Below are 22,156 nucleotides of genomic sequence, written 5' to 3' on the forward strand. Positions count from 1 at the left end.
TCGCCGCACGGTGGTGGTAGACAGCGGCTTGTGGAGAACAGCGATCTGCCGCGGCTGATCGGCGTCCGGTCGGCCGCGTCCAGCCTCGATGCGCGGCGGCCGGGCGGTCCTGGGTGGACGCGGCTCGCCCGGCTGCTCGAGCTCGACCGTGCCGGCGATCACCTGCGCCGGAGCGGGGCCGCTCCCCTGGCTTGGACGGGCGCCACGTTCCCGGATTGGCGGCGTGACGTCCCGGCTCGTCTGCTGGTGCCGGATGACGGGCGGCTGGCCGCGTGTGCCCCGTGCCGCCGGCGGGCGCGTAACCGGGGCCGGTTCCTGGCGCCGGGGGCCCGCCGCAACCGCCATCCGAACCGCTCCCACCACCTCTACCGCCGGTGACCGGCCGGTTCCCGCGTACGCGGGGAGGCGGGAGCTATCGGAGGGCGGCGGGCCTGGTGTCGGTGGCGATGTTGGTCGCGGCGGCCAGGATGGTCAGCAGGGGTACCGCCGCCTGTGGGGCGATGTCGTGTTCGCCGGTGTGCCGGCGGGTGATCAGGCCGGCCGCCTCCAGCGGCGCGACGTGTTCGGCGGGCAGGGGGCCGCGGCCGGCGAGCAGGTCGGCCAGGGCGGCCAGGCGGGTGGGGTCGGTCAGGCATCGCAGCACCGCGGCGGTCGGTGTCCAGTCGGTGGGCGGCAGGTCGGCCACGGGGGTCTGGCGGGACCAGAGCAGGTCGCGGCCGGGCAGGTAGCCGGCGTATCCGATGGTGCCGCCGGGGGCTCCGGTGTGGCGCCAGGTGTGCAGGGCTGTCATCAGCGGGTTGTCACTCACCACGGTCTCCTCCGCTAGTCCGTAATTACGGATCAGCGTAGTGAATGGGTCTCGGTGACGTCCAGCCACGCTTCAACCGTGGAGCTGTCGTGATGGCGGATCGACCAGTCGACCTGGCGCAGGCTCATGTGCGCCCAGTACGCCCGCAGCCGCGCCGGGTCGCGTCCACGCAGGACCTCGTCGACCATCGCGACCAGCCGCGGCTGCTCGCGGGCCAGCGTGAACCGCAACGTGACCAGGTCGAACGTCCCGTCGTAGCGGGCCGCGCCGTCCCAGTCGACGACGCCGGTGATCCGGCCGCCGGCCACGAGCACGTTGCGCGGGTGGAAGTCGAAGTGGACCAGGTCGTCGCCGGTGATGTGGGGCAGCGCGGCGCCGACCTCGTGGACGTGGTCGAGCAGGCGGGCGGCTCGGCCCCCGTACCCGGCGAGGGGCTGGTGCAGGCAGAAACCGGGACCGTCACCGCTCAGATGCAGATCGACGGGCCGCGGCCCCGACGGCGCGCTGGACAGCAGGCCGGCCAGCCGGGTGTTGACGTCGATCAGCTGCCGGACCAGGGCGGCGTCGACCGTCGCGGGCGGGGTGCCGGGCAGCCGCTGCTGCACGATCACCCGCCGCCCGTCGACGTGGGCGGTCAGTTCCTGCCGGGCCGTGGGTACGCCGGCCGCGCGGGCCCGGTCGAGCAGCGGTGCGACCCGGGCGTTGCCCTCCGACAGCACCGAACGCCGTCCGTCGGGCCAGCACACGTAGGCGGCGCCGACCTCACCGCCGGGACACGGGCCCTCCACGACCAGCCGCACCCCGGTGATGTCGGCGATCCGCGCGGCGACCGCCTCGGCGTCCAGACGTTGCACCGTGCCGCCGTCACCGACGGTTCTGCCGCCGGCCGGGACGTCGCCGAGGCGATCCCGGCCGCTCACGCCGGCGGCGCGCGGGAGGGTGTCGTCGGCGGGTTCGCCGGTCATCGCTGCTGCTGGGCCCGCTGCCGCAGATAGGCCAGCACCGCCTCGCGGGTGGTGCGCACTCCGAACAGGGCCCGCGCCTCGGCGATGCGCCGGTTCGCGGTGCGCAGGCTCAGATATTCGGCGGCGGCGGCCGCGGCGATCGTGTCACCGGCGGCCAGGCGGTCCAGCAGGGCCCGCTGCTCGGGTACGAGCTCGGCGATCGCGTCCCCGCCGTCGGCGCCGGGGCCGTGCTGGATCGGGCCGAGCCGGCTCAGGTCGTCGACCAGCGCCCGCCCCAGCGGCGACTCGGTGTCACAGATCGCCACGATCCCGGCGCCGCGGGCCGCGGCCAGCACACACAGCTGCAGCGTGTCCTGGTCGCCGATCCGGCCGTGCAGCACCAGCCGGTCGGGGGCGTCCCACGCCTGCTGCGGCAGCGCGAACCCCTCCTGGGTCTGCCACCCGTCGCGGATCAGGCGTCGCAGCACGGTGTCGGCGTCACCGCCGGAGGTCACCACGTGCCGCGGTGCGTCAGGCTGTCGCGTCACCGGCGGACCTCCCCAAGGTCGGGTGTGAAGGCGAGAGCGGCCGCCTCGGTGCGGGTCCGGGCGCCCAGCTTGCGCATCCCGGCCCGGATGTGGGTGTCCACGGTCTCGGCCGAGATGCCCAGTTGCCCGGCGATCCGGCGGGTCGGCTCCCCGGCCGCGACCAGCCGCAACACGTCTACCTCCCGGTTGGTCAGTTTGCTGCCCGAGCGCGGGCTGCGCGTGTCGCGTTGCACGTTGTGCCGGCGCAGCCCGCGGCGGGCCCGCCCGGCCAGCACGGTCAGCCCGGCCGCGTCGGCGAGCCGTTCGGCCGCCAGCAGCGCGTCGATCGCCCGGGCGGGCACGGTCTCGTGCAGGCCGGCGGCGAGCAGGCACCGGATCTGCTCGCGTAGCGCGGTCGGGGTCCACGCGGCGGCGGCCGCCGCGAACCCGGTTCCGGTCGCCCACGCGAGCAGGGTCCGGCGGGCGGCGGCGGGCACGTCGGGCGGGATCGGTGGCGCTTCCTGGGCGCCGAGGTCGTAGGACGCCCAGCGGCCGGTGATCGCGGCCAGCCCGGCCAGCAGCCCCGGCCCGCCGTCACCGCCGCCGGTGGTGGCCCGGTCGGGTTGCCCGTCGAGCCAGGCCGCCTCCCGGCCGACCCAGGCGGTGGCCGGGTGGGCGGGGGCGTCGCCGAGGCGGGCGCGGGCGGCGGCGAGCAGCCCGGTGTCGGCCTCGACGAGCGCGGTCGCCGCGGTCGCGTAGGCGCGGGCGTCGTCCGGCAGGGACCGGTCGGCCAGGTTCGCGGCCCGCCGCAGCACCGCGTCGGGCCCGTCGTCCACCCCCGCCTCACCCACCGTCGTACCACCTGCCGCCGCGCCGCCGCCGCGCCCGTCGCCGGAACCGGAAGCAGCGCCGCCGCCCCCTGACGCCGAGCCACCGGAGACCAGGCTGTCGGGAGCGTTCCCAGCGCCAAGCTGCGACGCCGCAGGTCCAGCGGCAGGCCGGGTGCTGAGGCGGGGGTCACCGCCGGCCTCGGAGACGGCGGGTCGAGAGAAGGCGGACTGGGCGGAGATGGGGTCGGAGGAGGCGGGGTGGGCGGTTGCGGGTGGCAGGGGGGCGCCGTGCAGGGCGATGGCCCAGTCGGCGGCGGCCAGGAAGCGGGTCTCCCACCCGTAGGCCAGGTCGGCGCGGCAGGCCGCCGCGGCGGTGCGGGCGGCGGCCGCGGACTCGGCCAGCCGCCCGTCGGCGGCGAGGGTCTCCACCAGCAGCCACGCCGCGGCGCGGGCGGCCGGTTTGTCGGCGAGGTTGGCGGCGGCGCCGGCCAGCTCGGCGGCCCAGCCGTCGGTGCGGTGCGCGGCGTGCACCGCGGCCAGGGCGGCGGCCACACCGGGCGGCGGTGATGGATGCCGGGCGCTGATCTTGTCGGCGGTGTCCAGGGCCGATGCGGGATCGAGGGCGAGTTCGGCCAGCAGCAGCACCCGGTCGCGGGCGGCGAGCACCGGCGCGGGGGCGGCGTCGGGTACTCGTCCGGCGGTGTCGCGGGCCTGGGCGGGCAGGCCGGCCTGCAGGAGTGCTTCGCCGCGGAGCACGTCGGCGTCGAGGCCGAGGGGTTCACCGGTGTCGAGGACGGCCGCGGCGGCGCGGGGCCGGCCGGCGGTCAGGGCGGCGTCGGCCGCGGCGATGCGTACCCGCGGGTCGATCGGCACCGGCAGGTCGCAGGCGAACAGCAGTAGCGCGGCCCGGTCGCCGCCGCCGGTGGCGTCGGCCGCGGTCAGGGCGGCCCGGAACGCCGCCCGGTGCTCGCCGGCGGCCGCGAGGTGCCGGGCGGCCTCGGCCGGTGGGGTGAGTTCGGCCAGGCGCCGGTGCAGGTCGGTGCGGGCGTCGGCGTCGAGCAGCCCGGCCGCGGTCTCGGCGACGTAGGTGGAGGTGGGTACGAGGCCGTCGCCGGTGTCGTGGACCAGCCCGGCGGCGGTCAGGTCGGCGGCGCCGGGGCCGAGCAGGGCGGCCGGTGCGGGGCGGCCGAGCAGGCCGAGCGCGGCCAGGGCGGTGCGGGCGGGCCGGGGCAGGTCGGCCAGGGCGGTCGCGATGGCGTACGCCACCTGGTCGATGTCGGAGCCGGGCGCCGCGCGGCCCGCCGCGGCCTGCCGGGCCAGCGCGGAGATCGCGAGGGGGTTGCCGCCGGCCCGGTCGGCCACCGCGGCCAGGGTCTGCTCGTCGAGCGGGCCGCCGGCGCGGCGGGCCAGGTCGAGGGCGGCTTCGCGGCCCAGCGGTGGCACGTCGAGGCGGACGGCGCCGGCCAGCAGGGCCTCGTCGAGGCGGTGGGGGGTGCGCAGGGCGGCCAGGACGCGGCAGTGCCGGCCGATCAGCGCGACGGCGGCCAGGGTGGCGGGGTCGGCGTACTGCAGGTCGTCGAGGACCAGCAGGCCGCCCTTGACCCGGGATCGGACCGCCTCGGCGAGCAGGTGCACGTCGTGGCCGGGCAGCCGGGCGCGGACGGCCCGGGACAGGGCGAGGGCGGGTACGCCGCGCAGCATGGCCAGGCCGCCGCCGGTGAACACCGGCCCGGCGGCGCGCGCGGCGGCCGCCCGCAGCACGGTGCTGCGGCCGGACCCGGGCGGCCCGGTGATGATCACCAGGCCGGGGGCGTGCAGCAGTTGGTCCGTGGCCGTGCCGGCCAGGTCCTCAGGGTCCGCCAACCCGTGTCTCCTCCCCCGTCGTGGCACGAACACGGGATCCGCCCCCGGGCCGCCCCTCGTAGGCTGTGCTGCGTCAGGGCGTTCCCGCTCTGACGCCGGCCATTCCTGTGAAGAAAGGCAGTTGTGCCATTGTTGCTGACAGTGTGCTCGGCTGACGAGTCGTCGTGACCGGACCGCTATCCGCCCGCCTGGCCACGCTGTGTGACGAGATCGTCGCATCGACCGGTCCGGACGTTGCTGGGCAGGTACGACACATCGGTGAACGGTTGCATGAGCCGTTGCGGGTGGCGATCGCCGGGCGTCTGAAAGCCGGAAAGTCGACACTTGTCAACGCGTTGATCGGCCGGCGGGTCGCCCCGACCGCGGTCGGTGAGTGCACCCGGGTGGTGACCCGGTTCCGGTACGGGCCGGCCGACCGGGTCGACGTGGTGTGCCGCGACGGGTCCCGGCACAGCCTGCCGCTGGACGACGACGGGATGATCCCGCAGCGTCTCGGTGTGCCGGCCGCCCGGGTGGCCTACGTGGACGTGACCTTGACCAGTGCGAAGCTGCTCGACCTGACGGTGGTGGACACGCCCGGCCTGGCGTCGACCGACGCCCTGGTCTCCGAGCGCGCGGCCGAGGCCGCCGGCACCGCCACGGCACCGTTCGATCTGGACATCGACGCCGACTCCACCTCGGAGGTGGCCGCGGCCGAGGCCGTGGTCTACGTGTTCACCCAGGCCGTGCGGGCCGACGACGTGCGCGCCCTGGAGGCGTTCCGGGCGGCGTCGGCTCGGCTGGCGTCCTCGCCGATCAACGCGCTGGGCGTGTTCGGCAAGGTCGACACCCTGGTCGGTGGGGCCGGTGACCCGTGGCCGGTGGCCGCGCCGCTGGCCGGCGATCAAGGGCGGTTGCTGGCCCGTACGGTCAGCGAGGTCGTCCCGGTGGCCGGCCTGCTCGCCGAGACCGCCGAGACCGGCCGGCTGACCGGCGCCGACGTCGACGCCCTGCGGACCCTGTCGGCCGCCCCCGACCTGGCGGTGCTGCTGGCCTCGGCCGACCTGTTCCGGTCCCGTCCCGCCGACGTGCCCGCCGAACGCCGCGAACGTCTGCTGACCGGGCTCGACCTGTACGGCATCGGCTTCGCGATCGCCCAGCTGCGCGCCGAGCCCGGCCTGAGCGCGTCGGTGCTGCAGCAGCGGCTGCTGGCCGTGTCCGGGTTCCCCCGGCTGCGGCACACCCTGCAGGACGCGTTCCGGTGGCGTTCGGACGCGATCAAGGCCGGCTGGGCTCTGGCCCGGCTGGAACGCCTGGCCGGGCTGACCCGCGACCGCAGCGACCGGGAGACGATCCGCGACGCCGTCGAACGGGTGCTGCGGGAACCCGACTACCACCGGTTGCGGGTCATCGCCGCCGCGCAGCGGGTCGCCACCGGCGACGTGCCGCTGCCGGCCGAGTGGGAACAGGAACTGACCCGGCTGGCCACCTCGACCGACCCGCGGTGGATCCTGCAGCTGCCCGAAGCTCCGGTCGACGCGCTCGCCGAGGCCGCGTTGCAGGCCGCGAACCGGTGGCGGGTGTTCGCCGTGGCCGGCGCCGGCCCGGCCCAGTCCCGGGTCGCGCAGGTCGCCCACCGCGGCTTCTACCTGCTCAGCAAGCAGGTGCGGCCGTGACCGCACAGCGCGGCGAGCTGGAACGCGTGGTCGACGCCGTGCTGGCCTTCGTGCGCCGGGAGGACCCGGACGCCGGCGCCGAGCTGGCCGACCTGCGGCGTACCCGCGTCACCCGCCCGTCGATCGTGCTCGTCGGCGAGACCAAACGCGGCAAGAGCAGCCTGCTCAACGCCCTGCTCGGGGTGCCCGGCCTGTCGCCGGTCGACGCCGCCGTGGCCACCAGCACCTACCTGCATTTCGCCCCGGGAGCGGCGGCGGCCCGGGCGGTGCTGCCCGGCGGCGAGACCGTCGACGTGCACGACCTGGCCGACTGGGCCACCGGTGAAAGGCGGGCCCGCCGCATCGAGGTCACCCACCCGGCGCCGCTGCTGCGCTACGTCAGCCTGCTCGACACCCCCGGCGTCGGCGGCCTCGACCCGGCCCACACCACGGTCGCGCTCGACGCCGTCGACCGGGCCACCGCCCTGCTGTTCGTCGCCGACGCGTCCGCGCCGCTGTCGCAGCCCGAGCTGACGTTCCTGGTCGCGGCCAGCGAACGGGTCAACAACGTGGTGTTCGCCCTGACCAAGGTCGACGCGTTCGGCGGCTGGCGGCGCATCCGCGACGACAACCAGGCCCTGCTGCGTGCCCACGCCCCCCGGTTCGCCGCCGCCCCCTGGTTCCCGGTGTCGGCGCGGCTGGCCGAGCTGGCCCTCGCGCAGCCTCCGGCCGAGCAGTCCACCCTGGCCGACGCGTCGCAGATCGCCGCCCTGCAGCACGCCCTGATCGACCTGGCCGGCCGCGGCCACCAGCTGCAACTGGCCAACGTGCTGCGCAGCGCCCGCGGTGAACTGGCCCGGCTGGCGGCCGCCGCGCAGGCGCGGGTGACCGCGGCCGAGGCCGATCCGGAACAACAGGCGAAGGTACGCGCGGACCGCGCCGCCCTGGCCGCCCGCAAACGCACCGAGTCCCGCCACTGGAGCCTGCTGCTGTCATCGGAGACCCAGCGGGCCCGCACCGAGGTCGTCGGGAAGCTACGCACCCGCGTCGCCGCCGTGCAACAGGACTTCAGCACCCGCATCGACGCGGCGCGCCGCGACACCCTGGCCGCCCTGCCGCAGGACGTCGACGCCGAGTTGCAGGCCGTCGCCGTCGCCCTGTCGCAGGACCTGCGGGACACGTTCCGGCAGGTCGGCGAGACGGTACTGGCCGAGGTGTTCGACGACGCCGACCGCGAGCAGATGCTCACCGGAGTCAACGCCACCCTGCGGCACACCCTGGAGTCGGCGCAGCCACGCGACGGCGCCTCCGACAACGTGCTGATCGCCCTGTCGGCCGGCGGGATCGCGTTCATGGCCGGCCGCGGCGCCATGCTCGGCGCGTCCGTGCTCGGCGCCGGCGGGCTGGCCGCGGGCGGCCTGCTCATCCCGGTCGCCGGCATCGGTCTCGGCCTGGCCGCCGGCGGTTACGTGTTGTACCGGCGGCGGGTGCAGACCGACCGGCAACAGGCCCGGGTCTGGCTGCGCGAGGTCCTCGCCGAGGCCCGCGCGGCCCTGTCCGACGAGATCTCCTACCGGTTCACCGACCTGCAATACGCGCTGTCGGTGGCGGTCGACGACGCGGTCGAACGGCGGCTACGCGAACTCGACCAGAACATCGCCGACATCGACGCCGCCGCGGCGTCCGACGCGGCCGGCCGGGCCCGCCGCCGCGCCGCCGCGCAGAAGGAACGCGACAGCATCCGCACCCGCATCACCCAGGTCGACGAGGTGTTGACCCGGGCCGCGGCCCTGACCCCCACCCCGAAGGAGCAGCGATGAGCGAGCACGGCTGGCCCGACCACCACGACGGGCACGACGACGAGGGTCAGCAGCACGCCTTCGACCACGACGGCCTCGACACCGGCGCCGAGCACCCGCTGCCGGAACCGCACAACGACGCCTGGCCGCCACACGACGAACTACCCGACGACGACCACGACCACGACCACCACCACGGCGTCACCGTCGACGACGACCACGACGACGACTCCCACTCGCCCGCCGCCGAGGAAATCGTGGTGGCCGGACACGCCGAGCACGACACCGACGGCGAGCCCCCGGTCACGGCCGAGGCCGACGAGATGTTCCCGCCGATGCTCGAGGTCGGGCCGCTGCCCGAACCGGTCGACGGCTTCCCCTGGATCGACACCGGCAGCCTCGGCATGTCCCACGCCGGGTTCGTCGACCAGGCCATGCTCGACCGGATGCCCGCCCAGGACCCGTCCGAACTGGCCGCCTACGCCGCCGAGGACCTGCCGCCGGGCGCCGACCCGTGGGCGCACCTGGCCGCCTCCGAGGACCCGGCCACCGCCGCGCTGGCCGAGTTCTACCGGCCGGGCGACACCGACGCGTAGACCACCGGTGCGATGATCTGCGCGGCACCCGTCCGCGCAGCGCCCCCGGGAGGGCACTTGTCCACCACCGACACCCCGGTGTCCACCCGCCGGGAACGCACCGGCTGGTACTTCTACGACTGGGCGAACTCGGCGTTCTCCACCACCGTCATCACCGTGTTCCTCGGCCCGTTCCTGACCACCGTCACCGAACTCGCCGCCGGCTGCCGGCTGGGCGCCGACACCTGCGACGGCCGCGTGCACCCGCTGGGCCTGTCGGTCGCCGCCGGCTCCTACTACCCGTACCTGGTGTCACTGTCGGTCTTCCTGACCGTGTTCGTGCTGCCCGTCATGGGCGCCGTCGCCGACCGCGCCGCCCGCAAGAAACCCCTGCTCGCCGCGACCGCGTTCACCGGGGCCGCCGCCACGATCGCGATGGCGTTCGTCACCGGCGACCGCTACCTGCTCGGCGGCGTGCTGTTCCTGATCGCCAACATCTCCGGCGGCGCGTCCATCGTCGTCTACAACTCGTTCCTGCCCCGCCTGGCCGGCCCCGACGACCGCGACAAAGTATCCTCCCGCGGCTGGGCGCTGGGCTACCTCGGCGGCGGCCTGCTGCTCGCCGCCAACCTGGTCGTCGTGCAGAGCCTGAGCGTCGACGGCGACCCGCAACGCACCCTCGACCTGGCCCGCTGGTGCATCGTCTCGGCCGGCGTGTGGTGGGGCCTGTTCACCCTCCTGCCGCTGCTCTGGCTCCGCGAACACCCCGGCGGCGAGTCGGGCACGGGTGGCGGGAACGTCCTGACCGACGGATTCCGGCAACTCGGCCGCACGCTGCGCGGCATCCGCGCGTACCCGCTGACCCTGTTCTTCCTGCTCGCCTACCTGGTCTACAACGACGGCATCCAGACCGTCATCGCCCTGGCCAGCCAGTTCGGCACCGAGGAACTGCACCTGGAACAGGCCACCCTGATCCTCACCATCCTGATCGTGCAGTTCCTCGCCTTCGGCGGCGCCCTGCTGCTCGGCGCCATCGCCGCCCGCGCCGGTGCCCGCAACACCATCCTGGTCAGCCTCGCCCTGTGGCTGGGCGTAGTCGTCGCCGCGTACTTCATCCCCGAACGCGCCCCCACCCAGTTCATGATCCTCGGCGCGGCCATCGGCCTGGTCCTGGGCGGCAGCCAGGCCCTCTCCCGCAGCCTGTTCGCCCAGCTCATCCCGGCCGGCAAGGAAGGCGAGTACTACGGCTTCTACGAGATCAGCGACAAGGGCACCAGCTGGCTCGGCCCGCTGCTGTTCGGCCTGGTCTTCCAACTCACCGCCAGCTACCGCCTCGGCATCGTCTCCCTGGTCGTCTTCTTCGTCGCCGGCGCGATCCTGCTCGCCCTGGTCCCCATCCGCCGCGCCGTCGTCGCCGCCGGCAACACCCCACCGAGGACACTGTGACCGGCATCCACATCGACCACGACTCCGCCGTCGCGCCCTACGAGCAGGTCCGGCTCGGCATCGCCGCCCTGGCCGCCGCCGGCGTCTACCCCGCCGGACACAAACTCCCCCCGGTCCGCGCCCTCGCCACCGACCTGGGCCTGGCCGCCAACACCGTCGCCCGCGCCTACCGCGAACTCGAACAGGCCGGCCTGGTCGAAACCCGCGGACGCGCCGGCACCGTGATCACCGCCCGCGCCGCGCACACCCCCGCCGAGGCCCAGGCCGCCGCCCGCACCTACGTGACGAAGATCCACGCCCTCGGCATCACCGACGAGCAGGCCGTCGACCTGATCCGCGCCGCGCTCAGCGACCCGCGGTGAGCCGGGCGGGGTAGGGCCAGACCTACCCCGAAGGTCGGGCCAGTGGGCTGTCACCGGCAGCGGGCGGCTGGCTAGCGTGAAGCGCATGACAGAAACGCCGCCCCGGGCCACGATCGCAGCCCGGCGGCGTGACGCCGCGCTGCTCACCGCGGCCGTCGTCCTGGCCGCCGCGTTCTTCCTCATCCCCCTGTGGCTGAGCCCCGCCCGGCCCGACGACTTCCCGCGCGCCTTCGTCACCTACTGGTCCACCGGCGGCCCCGGCTTCCCGCCCAGCCTCCAGCAGCTCGTCGACGACCAGTTCCGCTACCACCTGGCACGGGTGTCGACCGCCCTGCCACTGCTCGCCGTCCTGGCCGCGCTGGCCGCCCGGCTGCGACGCTACCGGCTGCCCCTGGCGGTCCTCGCGTTCGCCGCGGCCGTCCTGCTGATCGCCGACGTGCAAGGGGCCGTGTCACCGTTCGGCACGCTGCTGCCGAACCTGGCCACCGGTCCCACCGGCACCGACGTGACCGCCGCCCTGACCCAGGTCCGCGACGAGCTCGCGCACGGCCCGGCGTCACCCGCCCTCGACGTGATGCTCGAACAGTACGTGCGGTGGCACGTCGTCAAGGCCGCCCTGGTCGCCCTGCTCGCCGCCGCCCTCATCGCCCTGTCCGTGCCCGCCTGGCGCCGCCACCGCCTACTGACCCTGTTGACCGCCGCGCCGGCCGCGGCCGCGCTGGTCGTCGTCGCCGCCAACGTGTCCACCATCGCCGACCCGGGCCCGCCGTTCCTGCTGCTGCTGCAAGGCAGCTGGTGAACAAGGCGCGCTTTGTGTTGTCGCCCGGCCGCGGCACCGTCTCCTACCGATGTGACAGTCGAACCCGGCCGGCACCGGCGCCCCACCTCACCGGCCCGCCGCGCCCTGGCCGTCGTGCTGGGCTGGTCGGCCGTCCTGATCGCCGCCCCGCACCAGAACCCCGGCCCGCTGGTCCACGACATCGCCCTGTTCGCCCACCTCGGGTCCACGGTCGCCGGATTCGGGGCGGTCCTGCTGGTCGACTGGGCCGGGCTGCTGTGGCTGGCCCGCCGCCGCACCCTCACCGACGTACTGCGGACCGCGCGGACCGCCCACGTACCCACCTGGGCCGGGTTCGCCGGGCTGCTCGCCTCCGGCCTGTTCCTGGGCGTCCCGGCCGACGCCAAAGCCGTCGCCGTGCTGGTCATCGGCCTCAACGGCGTCTGGGCCGCGGCCCTGTTGACCGCCCTCGACCGGCACACCGACCCGCCCGCCGTCCTGCTGGCCCGGTCGCTCGCCGCCACCCTCGTGTCCCAGCTGGGCTGGTGGACCGCCCTGGTGCTGGGCTTCCTCACCAGCCGTCCGCGATGACCGGCTCGGCCCACGCGGCGTGCTGGAACTCCCACACGTACTCGACCGGCGCCGGCTCACCCATCGTCATCCGCGCCACCGTCGCCGCGAAATGCTCACCCGCCGGCACCTCCACGTACCCCATCCGCCGGCGCAGCCGCGGCGAATGCCGGATCCGGTAGCGCAAACCCTCCACCAGCACCACCGCGCACACGTCACCCGGCTCGGACACCGCCCGCGACTGCACCGTCACCGCCCAGCCGGCCCGCTCGGCCCGCCACAACCACACCTCCAGGGCGCGTTCCTTGCCGTCCGAACCGGACACCGCCGCCTGGATGTTGACCGGGTCCGGGCGCTCGCCGGTCACGCCGGGCCCCCGCGCAGAACCAGGATGTGCCACACGTACTTCAGCTCCTGCAGCACCTCGGCCGGGGAACCGAACCGCGCCCACGACCCCGGGTCACGCACCACCGCCCGCGCCGCCCGGCCCACCACCTCCGCGTTCAGCACCGGCACCGCGAACCGGTCGGCCACCGACGCCGCCACCCGCGGCGTCAGGGCGGTCCGCAGGGCGGCCGGGAACGCGTCGGGGGCGAGGACGAAACCCTGGTGGTATTCCAGCCTCGGCGCCAGACCGGACAACAGCGCACCGGTCGGCGTACCCGCGAACGACGGATCGGCCACCACCGCCTGGACCGCGCCGCCCAGCTCGAGCGGGCCGTGGATCTGCGCCTCCACGTAGTCGTCGAGCGACCGCCCCGGGCCCGTACGCGGCCCAGTCAGCGCCTCCACCCACTCCCCCGGCGACGCCGCCGCCAGACCCAGTGCCGCACCCGTCGACGCCACCTCGGCCAGCAGCGCCGCCCAGATCCCGGCGAACGTGTCCAGCGTGCCCACCACCGTCGGCTCGGTCACCGAATCACCATGACTGAACGACGCCCGCGCCGACACCGCCGGGTCCAGCCGCAGAAAACAACTCCCGAACCGCGGCGACCCACCGTCGGCGAACCCGGCCAGGTTCAACGCCCCGTAGACGGGCCGGCCGGCGGCCAGCGCCCCGTACGCCCCGCCGAACATCCGCCGCTCCCACACATCCCGGTCCCCGCCCGGGAACGCGGTCAGCCCACCGTTGGAGATCCCCGTCTCGAACTGACTGCGGTACACCCCCTCGGCCGCCAGCCGCTGCGCCACCGTCGACCCGTCGGCCAGCAACCGGTCCGGATGAAAACTCACCGTCACCGACGAGCCGGCCACCACCGGCGGCACGACACCGGCCACACCCAGCGCCCGCACATGCGCCAGAGCCCGCTCGGGCGGCCCGCTCACGCCGGCGCACCCGGGCCGCTTCGGGTCACTTCAGTCGCCCCGGGTCACTTCGGGGAGATCGCGTTGGTCGCCAGCAGCACCATCAGCAGCGAACCCAGCACCACCCGGTAGGCGATGAAAACCTTGTACGAGTGCTTCGCGATGAACTTCAACAACCACGCCACCGCCGCATACCCGACCACGAACGACACCCCCAGCGCGACAAGGGTGTTCACCCAGCCGACCCCACCGGAAATGTTGTCGTACTCGGTCACCGTCTGCAGCGCCGACGCCGCCAGCAACGCCGGAATGGACAGGAAGAACGACAACTTCGTCACCGTCACCCGGTCCAGGTCGCGCAACAGACCCGCCGACATCGTCGCCCCCGACCGGGAAATACCCGGGATCAGCGACAACGACTGCACCACCCCGATGATCAACGTGTCCTTCCACGTCACGTCATCCTCATGGCGCACCTGAGTGGCCGCGTGATCGGCGAACCACATCGCCCCCGACCACAAGATCAACGCGCCGGCCACGAACCACAGACTCCGCAACGTCGTCTCGATCGCATCCTGGAACAACAGACCGATGATCCCGATCGGAATCGACCCCAGGATGATCGCCCACGCGTACCGCCAGTCCGGATTCTGCCGCGCCTCGGCCGAGAACAACCCCTTCAACCACGCGACGATGATCCGGATCAGATCCTTACGCAGGAAGATCGTCGTCGCGATGACCGCACCCGACTGGATGATCGCCGTGAACGCCGTGATATCCGGATCGTCGATCTGATAACCCAGCAACTTCTCCGCGATGGTCAGATGACCCGTGGAAGAGATCGGAAGGAACTCCGTCACCCCTTCGATCGCACCCAACAGCACCGCTTCGACGATGTTCAAGCCCCACCCCGTCCGTGATCAACCCGGCGTACGAGGATAAGCCCCGCCCTAACCGCCCCCGCGCGTGGCCCGCTCCGCCGCGATCCTGTACGCAGGGTCACGATCCAAGTTGTGCCGGTCACGGTCATAACGACGCGTCGTACGCGGATCCGCATGACCCATCGCATCCTGCACATCCTCCAACGGCACACCGTACGACCGGGCCGCCGTCGCGAACGCGTGCCGCAACGAATGCGGCGACAACCGCTCCCACGACTCGATCCCCGCCACCCGCGCCAACCGCCGCACCAACCGGAACACCGCATGCCGATCCAGCCGGCCCCCCGACGACGTCACGAACAACGGCCCCTCGGCCCGCCCACCCAGATACGAATCCAGTGCCGCACCCGCCGCCGCGGTCAGCACCCGCCGCCGAGCCCGCCCACCCTTACCGACGAACCGCACACTGCGATGCCCCCGCTCGAACCCCACATCACCCACATCCAGGTTGATCAACTCGGAGACCCGCAAACCCAGATCCGCCAGCACCGTCAACAACGCCAACGACCGCGGCCCATCCCGCCCCGCCGCCGCCAGCAACGCGTCAACCTCCTCCGGCGCCAACCCCACCGTCGCCGAATGATCCCGATCCACCGCCGGACGATCCGCACCCGCCACCGGATTCGCCGGCACCACCCCCAGCTTCACCAGAAACGCGTACCAGCTCGACAACCCCGACAACCGCCGCGCCACCGACGCCGCCGACAACCCCGAACCCTCCACCTGCCGCGCGAACGCGTTCACATCCAGAAACGACGCCCGCAACGGATCCAGCTCACGCCCCGCACACCAACCCAGCCACGACGCCACATCCCGCCGGTACGCCGCCCGCGTGTGCTCCGACAACCGCCGGTTCGCCAGCCACGCCTCAGTCACCTGCTCCGCATGACTCAACGACGCCGGCAACGACCCGGACTGCCGGGGAACCAGGTTCACGCACCCGATCCTGTCAGGAATCCACACGCCATTCCCGCGACAGGCCGACCGCCTCCGCGAAGTACCGGTCATGCGTCACCACCAGCACCGTCCCCCTATACCGCCGCAACGCCTCCTCCACCACATCCAAGGCGTCGAAATCCAGAAAATTCGTCGGCTCGTCCAGCAACAACACTCGCTCCGGCCGGTTCACCATCACCGCCAGCAGAAGCCGCCGTGACTCCCCCGCCGACAACGTCCCCAACCGCTGACCCCACGACTCCTCATCGAACTGATGCCCCCGCAACAACAACTCGGCATCATCCACATACACCGGAACCTGCGACCGGAAAAACCCCATCACCGTCTCGCCCTCAGGCAGCCCATCCGCCGTCTGCGGCAACACCGCCGCCCGCCCGCCACCCTCCGCCAACCGATTGATCAACGTCGTCTTCCCCGACCCGTTACGCCCCGTCACCCACACCCGATCCCCCCGCATCACCCCCGGCAACACCTCATCCCCCGCATCCCCCTCATCCTCCGGAAACGCCAACGTCAACGGCGGCCGCCGCCGCGGCTCATCCACCCACCGCAACGACTCCATCTGCCGCCGCAACCGCCGCTCCCGCACCTTCGCCTTCCGAGCCACCTTCCGCGCCACCCGCCGCACATGCGGAGCCTCCGCCCCCGACCGCACCGTCAACTCCACCCCCAACGCCTGCCGCTTCATCAACTCGATGTCCTGCTCCCAGCGCACCCGATCCTTCTCCTGCGCCTCGAAATCCAGCAGCCACCGACGCCACCGACGCTCCTTCTCCACCCGGTACGCCGAATACCCACCCCCCGGAAAGTCCTGCGGCACCTCATGAATGCCGTCCAACTCCACCACCCGGGACACCACCGCATCCAAAAAAGCCCGATCGTGACTCACCGCAAGCACCCCACCCGGAAAATCCGCCAGCCACGACCGCAACCACGCCGCACCCTCCGCATCCAGATGATTCGTCGGTTCATCCAGCAGAAGGACATCCGGATCACTCAAAAGAGCCCGCGCCAACAACAACCGCGCCTGCTCCCCACCACTCATCCGCCGCAACAACCGCCCGTCCTCCACCCCCGCCAACCCCAGCCGCTGCCGAACCTCCCCGATCCGCGCCTCCGCCCCCCACGCCTCCAACGCCACATACCGCTCCAACAACCCCGGATCCGCCTCACCCGCCCGCACCCGAGCCGCCACCACCCCCGCCTCGCCCAGCCCCGCCGCCAAAAACTCCCCCGCCGTACCCTCCGCATCCCCCACCTGCTGAGGCACCAACGCAACCCGCCCACCCGACACCGACCCCACCGCCGGCCTCACCTCACCGGCAAGAGCCCGCAACAACGTCGACTTCCCCACCCCGTTCGGACCCACCACCCCCACCCGGTCCCCATCCCCCAGCACCAGGTCAAACCCGGAAAACAACAAATCACCGTCGTGAGTACAGCCCAGCGACACAGCCTTCAACACGAGAAATCCCCCTACAACCCGACAAACCGACCACGGGGTACGCACCAACACCGGCCGCCGTCACCTACCCCGACCCTCCCCGGCCGGGACGGCCACCCGCAACCAAATACACCGCCGCCCTCCAGCCGCCCGCCTGTGGACGACGGCCCGAAAGGGGTGCGGCCAAGGTAAGGCCACCCGCCATGAGTTGATCTTGTAGGGCGTTTCCGCTGTCCGCTTCGCTCAGGCGGGGGCCCGATCAGCCGCTCGCCGACACCGCGGCGGTCGCATCGTCGTGCTCGCGCAGCAGGCGCAAGACCGTCGCGGGAGACGGTTGCTGCCCCCTCGCCCGTCGGGTTTCTCCGCGCGATCGGGCTCGGGCAGGCGCTCGCCCGCTCAACACCAGTGCACGCCAGCAGCTCTGTTCAGGTCCGCACCTTTGGGTAGCGAGAGCTGGCTCCGTTGTCATCCAAGGCGGACGCTCTTTCGTGAACATAAGCTAGACAAATCCATGACTGCTCAAGCATCTGATATGGTTGAGCGGTCATGGAGGTGGCAATGAGTGATGCGCTGGATGCGTCGCTGCGTCTCGTACGGGCACAGATGTCGCTGGTGAAGCGGTTCGACGCGAGCCTGTCAGGCCTGCACGGAGTGAGCCTGGCCGACTTCACGATGCTGCTGCGTCTGGGACAGGCGCCCGGCGGCCGGATGCGCCGGGTGGATCTGGCCGAAAAGCTGGGGTTGACCGCCTCTGGCGCGAGCCGGGGGCTGACTCCACTGGAGCGAATCGGACTGGTCACGCGCGAAACGGACGCCCGCGACGGACGGGTGGCCTATGCCGCGCTGACCGCCACCGGCCGCGAACGCCTCACAGACATGCTCACCACCGCCGAGCAGATCGCCGCTGAGATCTTCGCCGCCCCCTTGTGGAGCAAGGAGGACGTCGGCCATCTGTCCGCCCTGCTGACCCGCCTCGGCGGCAGCGGATTTCCCGGCCACGGAACCCCGCCCCCGTAAACCCGTAGGAGTACCCATGAAAACCGACCTGGCCCTCCACCAACAACTCGTCGCCCCGACCGACACCGCGACAGCCATCCACACGGAGGGCCTGCGCAAGGTCTACCAAGGAGGGAAGGACGGCCCCGTCGCCCTCGAATGCCTGGACCTCACGGTCAACAAGGGCGAGTTCTTCGGCCTGCTCGGCACCAACGGCGCGGGCAAGTCCACCACTATCGGCATGCTGACCACCCTGGTCACGCCCACCGCCGGGATCGCATGGGTTGCGGGCCACGAGGTCAGCGCCGACCCAGTCGGCGTAAAGTCTCGCATCGGCGTCGTCTCGCAGGCCAACACCCTGGACCGCGCGCTCACCGTGCTGGACAACCTTGCCTTCCGCGGACGCTACTTCGGCATGTCCGCATCGGCCGCCCGTCGCCGGGCGCTGGATCTCCTGGAGCAGTTCGATCTCGCCGACAAGGCCAGCGCCAAAGCTCACCAGCTCTCCGGCGGCCAGGCCCGCCGGGTCATGATCGGCCGCGCCCTGATGCACCTGCCCGAGGTGCTCTTCCTGGACGAGCCGACCGCAGGCGTCGACCCCCAGGCACGCGAGGACCTCTGGCAGATCATCGGGAACCTGCACAAGGCCGGCCAGACCGTGGTGCTGACCACGCACTATCTCGACGAGGCCGAGACCCTGTGCCAGCGCCTCGCCGTCATCGACCACGGGCATCTCCTCGCCTGTGACACCCCCGAGGCGATCAAGGCAACCAGCGGCGCGCAGACAGTCATCACGGTCCGCTATGACGCCGATGCCGGCCCCGTCGAAGGCGCGGTACGCCGCATCCCCGGAGGCCCGCACGACATCGTCATCGACGGGCCGACCCTACGGATGCGTACCACGCGTCCGGACGGTGTGCTGGGTCACCTGTTACGCGAAGGAGGCGCCGTGGGTCTAACTGTCCGCGATGCCGCCACCACACCTCCAAGCCTCCAGACCGCCTTCCTTACCCTGACCGGACGTGACTACCAGCCATGACCACCTCGACCCTTACTAGAACCGCGCCCCGCCAGCAGCCGTCCCGCCGGGCGGCCTGGCGCGCCTACCGGGCACTGACGTCCCGCGACCTGCACGTCCTCGGCCGCAACCTTCCGGTCCTGTTCCTACAGGTGGGTCTTCAGCCGCTGCTCTTCACCTTTGCCTTCGCATACGTGATGCCCAGCATCGGCAGTGGACTCGGCGGAACGACCTCGTTCTCCACGATCCTGCTGCCCGGCCTGATAGCCAGCACCCTGACGCTGCAGGCCATCATGTCCGTCACCGGGCCGCTGGCCGCCGAACTCGGTCCCGGCCGCGAGATCACCGACCGGGCTCTGGCACCGTTGCCCATCTGGGCTCTCGGCCTCCAGAAGATCACCTCATCAGCGATCTTTGGCCTGGTCTCGTCTCTCGTGGTCGTCCCGATCGTGTGGCTCGTGCACGCGCCGGGCGCCGCACCTCAGGCCAGGGTCGGCAACTGGCCCCTGCTCGTCGTCACCCTGATCCTCAGCGCGCTGCTCGCGTCTACGCTCGGGCTGCTGCTCGGTACGGTGATCGACGCCTCCGCCTTCGGGGCGCTGTTGGGCCTGCTCCTGGCCGCCGCCACGATGCTGGGTTGCGTCTATTACCCCTGGGCTGCGCTGGACTCGATCGGTTGGGTCCAGATTCTCACGCTCGCCAACCCGCTCGTCTACATGAGCGAGGGCCTGCGTGCGAACCTGACACCCGCCACCGGTCACATGCCGACCTGGGCCTACCTCACGGCCCTCACCGTCGGCACGGCTGCCCTCGGCTATCTCGCCCTGCGCCGCTTCACCCGGCGGGTCCAGACCTGAGGCACCCTGCCGCAGTAGACCGGCTTTACTGCGGCGGAGGCTCTACCGTGATCATCGCGACCTGCGTCGGGCGATTCCGGCAGCCCGGGCGAGGTGTGGGCATTCACTGCGGCAGGACTGGACATCAAGGCGAACCGCACCACCGCCCGCGCCACCCGGTAGGTGAGCGGCGACGGCATCAGCGCCCGGGCGGCTCTGCCGGGGCGGGAGCCGGTGGGATCGTGCAAGAGGGTGAGTGGGCACGGACGTGGAGGCGTAGCGGAGCGAGCCGACCTCGGCGGGAGCTGCGGTCCGTACACCCCACCCCGCTACGACATCAAACTCTTGACCGCCAACCGCGGTGACGGGAAACAGCCGGCTTCAGCTCGTTGAAGCCCCAACCCCGCCCAAAAGCTCGCTGAAGCGCGCCCACCCCACGTTCCCACCCGACAGAATCACACCCACCCGGGCACCCGACGGCACATCCAGACGCTTCGCCAGCAACGCCGCCAAGCCGGACGCCCCGCTCGGCTCCAGGACCGTCTTCAGGCGGTCGAACGAGAACCGCAACGCCTCCCGCAACTCGTCGTCCGACACCAGCACGATCTCGTCCACCAGACGACGGTTGATCGAGAACGTGATCTCACCCGGAATGCTCGCCGCCTGTCCGTCGGCGATCGTCCGCGGCACCGGGATCGTCACCCGCTCGCCCGCCGCCAGCGAACGCCTCGTGTCGTCACCCGCCTCCGGCTCCACGCCCACCACACGCACCTGCGGACGCAAACCCTTCGCCGCCGTCGCCGAACCCGCGATCAAGCCGCCGCCACCCACCGGCACGACCAGCACATCCACGGCCGGCACCTCCTCGAACAACTCCAGCGCCGCCGTGCCCTGGCCGGCGATCACATCCAGATGCTCGTACGGCGGGATCAACGCCAGACCCCGATCGGCGGCCAGCTGCCGCCCCAGCGCCTCACGGTCGCCGGTGTAACGGTCGTAGAAGACGATCTCCGCGCCGTAGCCGCGGACCGCGTCCAGCTTCGACGGCGGCGTGTCCTGCGGCATCACGATCACCGCCGAGCTGCCCAGCTCACGCGCGGCCAGGGCCACCGCCTGAGCGTGGTTGCCGGACGAGAACGCGGCAATGCCCCGGGCCAGCTGGTCGGCCGGCAGACGGGACACCGCGTTGTACGCGCCCCGGAACTTGAACGCACCCACGCGCTGCAGGTTTTCGCACTTGAGGAACACCTCGGCACCCACGGCGGCGTCCAACGTCCGCGACGTGATCACCGGCGTCCGGTGCGCGATCCCCTTGATCCGCTCCGCCGCGTCCCGGATCTCCGCCAAACCGACCTCGACCACAAGCCCTCCCCTGTGTAGGCGTCCGTCCGTTCTCTCACTACACCCCGATGGAGGTGTGGGGGCCAGATCCACCTCGGGGTCGCTGGCCCGGACGAGGATCACAGCGGATTGTCGTTGATTCCTTTTTGTTCTTGCCCGTTGGGTGCGTGGGGGGAGGCACACCCCGTAGGGCATCCTAGGATGTTAGGTGACGGGGGGTTCGACGGTCAGCGTGCCGGCGTCGGCGTCCAGCACCGCGGAAACACCGAGACCGACCGCCACCTGCTGCGACCCATGCCCGATGGGCAGGCCGCCCAGCACCGGCACACCCAGACCACCCAGCTCCTCGGCCAGCACGTCGGCCACCGCCGGACGGCTGTCCCCGTCGGCACAGTTGGCGAACTGCCCGACCGCCACGCCGGCTATCGCGTCCAGCCAGCCCGCCCGCTTCAGCTGCACCAGCCACCGGTCGATCGCGTACGGCGCCTCGTTCACATCTTCGATCAACAGGATCGCCCCGCCCAGATCGGGCTGGTGCCGGGTGCCCGCCGACGTGGCCAGCATCGTCAGATTCCCGCCCAGCAACGTCCCCTCGGCCCGACCGGGCACCCGGACGCCGAACGTCTCCACCTCCGGATCGGCCGGTACCACGACCGGCTCGCCCGAGAACAGAACATGCCGAGCGCCGCCACCGGTGACGCTGTCCGCGCCCCGGCTCAGCTGGCCCGCCGTCGGCCCGTGCACGGTCGCCAGGCCGGCCCCGCACCACAGCGCCACGTGCAGGGCGGTGATGTCGGAGAAGCCCATCACCACCTTCGGATCGGCGCGCACCGCCTCGACGTCGACCCGGTCCACCAGCCGCTGCGTCCCGTAACCACCCCGCACACAGATCACCGCCCGCACCCGCGGATCGCGCAGCGCACCGTTGAGGTCGGCCAGCCGCTGCTCATCGGTGCCGGACAGATAACTGTGCCGCCGGCCCAGGGCGTGCTCCCCGAGGCGAACCCGCAGCCCCCACCCGGTCAGCACACCCAGCCCGGCCTCGACCACCGCCGGATCCGCCGCCCCGGCCGGCGACACCAGCTCGACCAGATCCCCCTCGCGCAGCCGAGCCGGCCGCAGCACCTCTCCCATGCCCGCAGACTGACACACCGCACAGCGTGTAGGGCATCCTAGGATACT

At 72.5% G+C, this 22,156-nt stretch carries 22 protein-coding genes; 11 read left to right on the forward strand and 11 right to left on the reverse strand.

Translation table 11 applies throughout. The features are described 5' to 3' along the window. Window positions 1–30: 30 nt before the first annotated feature. On the forward strand, window positions 31–378 hold the full coding sequence (locus ACGFIO_RS05695; protein ID WP_392822432.1) for a hypothetical protein: 348 nt from the start codon (window positions 31–33) through the stop codon (window positions 376–378). Between the two features lie 34 nt (window positions 379–412). Here the strand turns inward: ACGFIO_RS05695 and ACGFIO_RS05700 are convergent, their stop codons facing one another. From ACGFIO_RS05700 to ACGFIO_RS05715, 4 genes are read right to left on the reverse strand one after another with little or no spacing between them, the layout of a single operon-like run. Continuing rightward, window positions 413–808, reverse strand: a complete 396-nt coding sequence (locus tag ACGFIO_RS05700; protein WP_392822434.1) for a hypothetical protein — start codon at window positions 806–808, stop codon at window positions 413–415. A gap of 32 nt (window positions 809–840) precedes the next feature. Further along, entirely contained in the window at window positions 841–1,773 is a 933-nt protein-coding gene (locus ACGFIO_RS05705; protein ID WP_392822437.1) for a phosphotransferase, read from the reverse strand. Further along, on the reverse strand, window positions 1,770–2,300 hold the full coding sequence (locus ACGFIO_RS05710) for a LuxR family transcriptional regulator (RefSeq protein WP_392822439.1): 531 nt from the start codon (window positions 2,298–2,300) through the stop codon (window positions 1,770–1,772). Before ACGFIO_RS05710 ends, ACGFIO_RS05705 begins: the two co-directional genes overlap by 4 nt. Next, window positions 2,297–4,972: a LuxR C-terminal-related transcriptional regulator gene (locus tag ACGFIO_RS05715; RefSeq protein ID WP_392822442.1), complete on the reverse strand. Its 2,676-nt coding sequence runs from the start codon at window positions 4,970–4,972 to the stop codon at window positions 2,297–2,299. Before ACGFIO_RS05715 ends, ACGFIO_RS05710 begins: the two co-directional genes overlap by 4 nt. Window positions 4,973–5,136: 164 nt before the next feature. On the opposite strand from ACGFIO_RS05715, the gene ACGFIO_RS05720 reads away from it, so the two are divergent. The 7 genes from ACGFIO_RS05720 (at window position 5,137) to ACGFIO_RS05750 (ending at window position 12,157) form a co-directional block, all read left to right on the forward strand. Further along, a complete protein-coding gene (locus ACGFIO_RS05720) occupies window positions 5,137–6,627 on the forward strand; it encodes a dynamin family protein (RefSeq protein WP_392822445.1) in 1,491 nt (496 codons plus the stop codon). Further along, window positions 6,624–8,426, forward strand: coding sequence for a dynamin family protein (locus ACGFIO_RS05725; RefSeq protein ID WP_392822447.1), 1,803 nt, complete (start codon window positions 6,624–6,626; stop codon window positions 8,424–8,426). Before ACGFIO_RS05720 ends, ACGFIO_RS05725 begins: the two co-directional genes overlap by 4 nt. Beyond that, entirely contained in the window at window positions 8,423–9,001 is a 579-nt protein-coding gene (locus ACGFIO_RS05730; protein WP_392822449.1) for a hypothetical protein, read from the forward strand. The genes ACGFIO_RS05725 and ACGFIO_RS05730 overlap by 4 nt, the downstream gene beginning before the upstream one ends. Window positions 9,002–9,013: 12 nt before the next feature. Further along, window positions 9,014–10,426, forward strand: a complete 1,413-nt coding sequence (locus ACGFIO_RS05735) for an MFS transporter (protein WP_392822452.1) — start codon at window positions 9,014–9,016, stop codon at window positions 10,424–10,426. Further along, entirely contained in the window at window positions 10,423–10,788 is a 366-nt protein-coding gene (locus tag ACGFIO_RS05740; protein ID WP_392822454.1) for a GntR family transcriptional regulator, read from the forward strand. The genes ACGFIO_RS05735 and ACGFIO_RS05740 overlap by 4 nt, the downstream gene beginning before the upstream one ends. 85 nt (window positions 10,789–10,873) lie before the next feature. Further along, a complete protein-coding gene (locus ACGFIO_RS05745) occupies window positions 10,874–11,587 on the forward strand; it encodes a hypothetical protein (RefSeq protein ID WP_392822457.1) in 714 nt (237 codons plus the stop codon). A gap of 51 nt (window positions 11,588–11,638) precedes the next feature. After that, window positions 11,639–12,157 carry a hypothetical protein gene (locus tag ACGFIO_RS05750; protein ID WP_392822460.1) on the forward strand — a complete coding sequence of 173 codons (519 nt, stop codon included), beginning with the start codon at window positions 11,639–11,641 and terminating at the stop codon, window positions 12,155–12,157. On the opposite strand, the gene ACGFIO_RS05755 is transcribed toward ACGFIO_RS05750, so the two are convergent. The 5 genes from ACGFIO_RS05755 to ACGFIO_RS05775 are packed head-to-tail and all read right to left on the reverse strand — an operon-like array spanning window position 12,138 to window position 16,804. Continuing rightward, window positions 12,138–12,503 carry a hypothetical protein gene (locus tag ACGFIO_RS05755; RefSeq protein WP_392822461.1) on the reverse strand — a complete coding sequence of 122 codons (366 nt, stop codon included), beginning with the start codon at window positions 12,501–12,503 and terminating at the stop codon, window positions 12,138–12,140. The genes ACGFIO_RS05750 and ACGFIO_RS05755 overlap by 20 nt on opposite strands. Then, window positions 12,500–13,462 (reverse strand): DUF3626 domain-containing protein, encoded by a 963-nt coding sequence (locus tag ACGFIO_RS05760; protein WP_392822464.1) that lies wholly within the window; start codon window positions 13,460–13,462, stop codon window positions 12,500–12,502. The genes ACGFIO_RS05755 and ACGFIO_RS05760 overlap by 4 nt, the downstream gene beginning before the upstream one ends. A gap of 44 nt (window positions 13,463–13,506) precedes the next feature. After that, window positions 13,507–14,343, reverse strand: coding sequence for an undecaprenyl-diphosphate phosphatase (locus tag ACGFIO_RS05765; protein ID WP_392822467.1), 837 nt, complete (start codon window positions 14,341–14,343; stop codon window positions 13,507–13,509). Between the two features lie 48 nt (window positions 14,344–14,391). Continuing rightward, the gene (locus ACGFIO_RS05770; protein WP_392822606.1) at window positions 14,392–15,312 is read right to left on the reverse strand and encodes a tyrosine-type recombinase/integrase; all 921 of its coding nucleotides are present in this window, start codon (window positions 15,310–15,312) and stop codon (window positions 14,392–14,394) included. A 19-nt stretch (window positions 15,313–15,331) separates the two neighbouring features. After that, window positions 15,332–16,804, reverse strand: coding sequence for an ATP-binding cassette domain-containing protein (locus ACGFIO_RS05775; RefSeq protein ID WP_392822469.1), 1,473 nt, complete (start codon window positions 16,802–16,804; stop codon window positions 15,332–15,334). Between the two features lie 537 nt (window positions 16,805–17,341). Here ACGFIO_RS05775 and ACGFIO_RS05780 point away from each other — a divergent pair. From ACGFIO_RS05780 to ACGFIO_RS05790, 3 genes are read left to right on the forward strand one after another with little or no spacing between them, the layout of a single operon-like run. After that, on the forward strand, window positions 17,342–17,800 hold the full coding sequence (locus ACGFIO_RS05780; protein WP_392822471.1) for a MarR family winged helix-turn-helix transcriptional regulator: 459 nt from the start codon (window positions 17,342–17,344) through the stop codon (window positions 17,798–17,800). 16 nt (window positions 17,801–17,816) lie between these two features. Further along, complete coding sequence (locus ACGFIO_RS05785) at window positions 17,817–18,818, forward strand: ABC transporter ATP-binding protein (protein WP_392822474.1); 1,002 nt, start codon at window positions 17,817–17,819, stop codon at window positions 18,816–18,818. Then, a complete protein-coding gene (locus ACGFIO_RS05790; RefSeq protein ID WP_392822477.1) occupies window positions 18,815–19,654 on the forward strand; it encodes an ABC transporter permease in 840 nt (279 codons plus the stop codon). Before ACGFIO_RS05785 ends, ACGFIO_RS05790 begins: the two co-directional genes overlap by 4 nt. Before the next feature lie 360 nt (window positions 19,655–20,014). Here the strand turns inward: ACGFIO_RS05790 and ACGFIO_RS05795 are convergent, their stop codons facing one another. Beyond that, window positions 20,015–20,995, reverse strand: coding sequence for a pyridoxal-phosphate dependent enzyme (locus ACGFIO_RS05795; protein WP_392822479.1), 981 nt, complete (start codon window positions 20,993–20,995; stop codon window positions 20,015–20,017). A 183-nt stretch (window positions 20,996–21,178) separates the two neighbouring features. Continuing rightward, window positions 21,179–22,108: an LD-carboxypeptidase gene (locus tag ACGFIO_RS05800; protein ID WP_392822481.1), complete on the reverse strand. Its 930-nt coding sequence runs from the start codon at window positions 22,106–22,108 to the stop codon at window positions 21,179–21,181. Window positions 22,109–22,156: the final 48 nt, after the last annotated feature.

Source organism: Actinoplanes sp. NPDC049265 (genome assembly GCF_043197135.1).
In the GTDB taxonomy this organism is placed as follows: Bacteria; Actinomycetota; Actinomycetes; order Mycobacteriales; family Micromonosporaceae; genus Actinoplanes.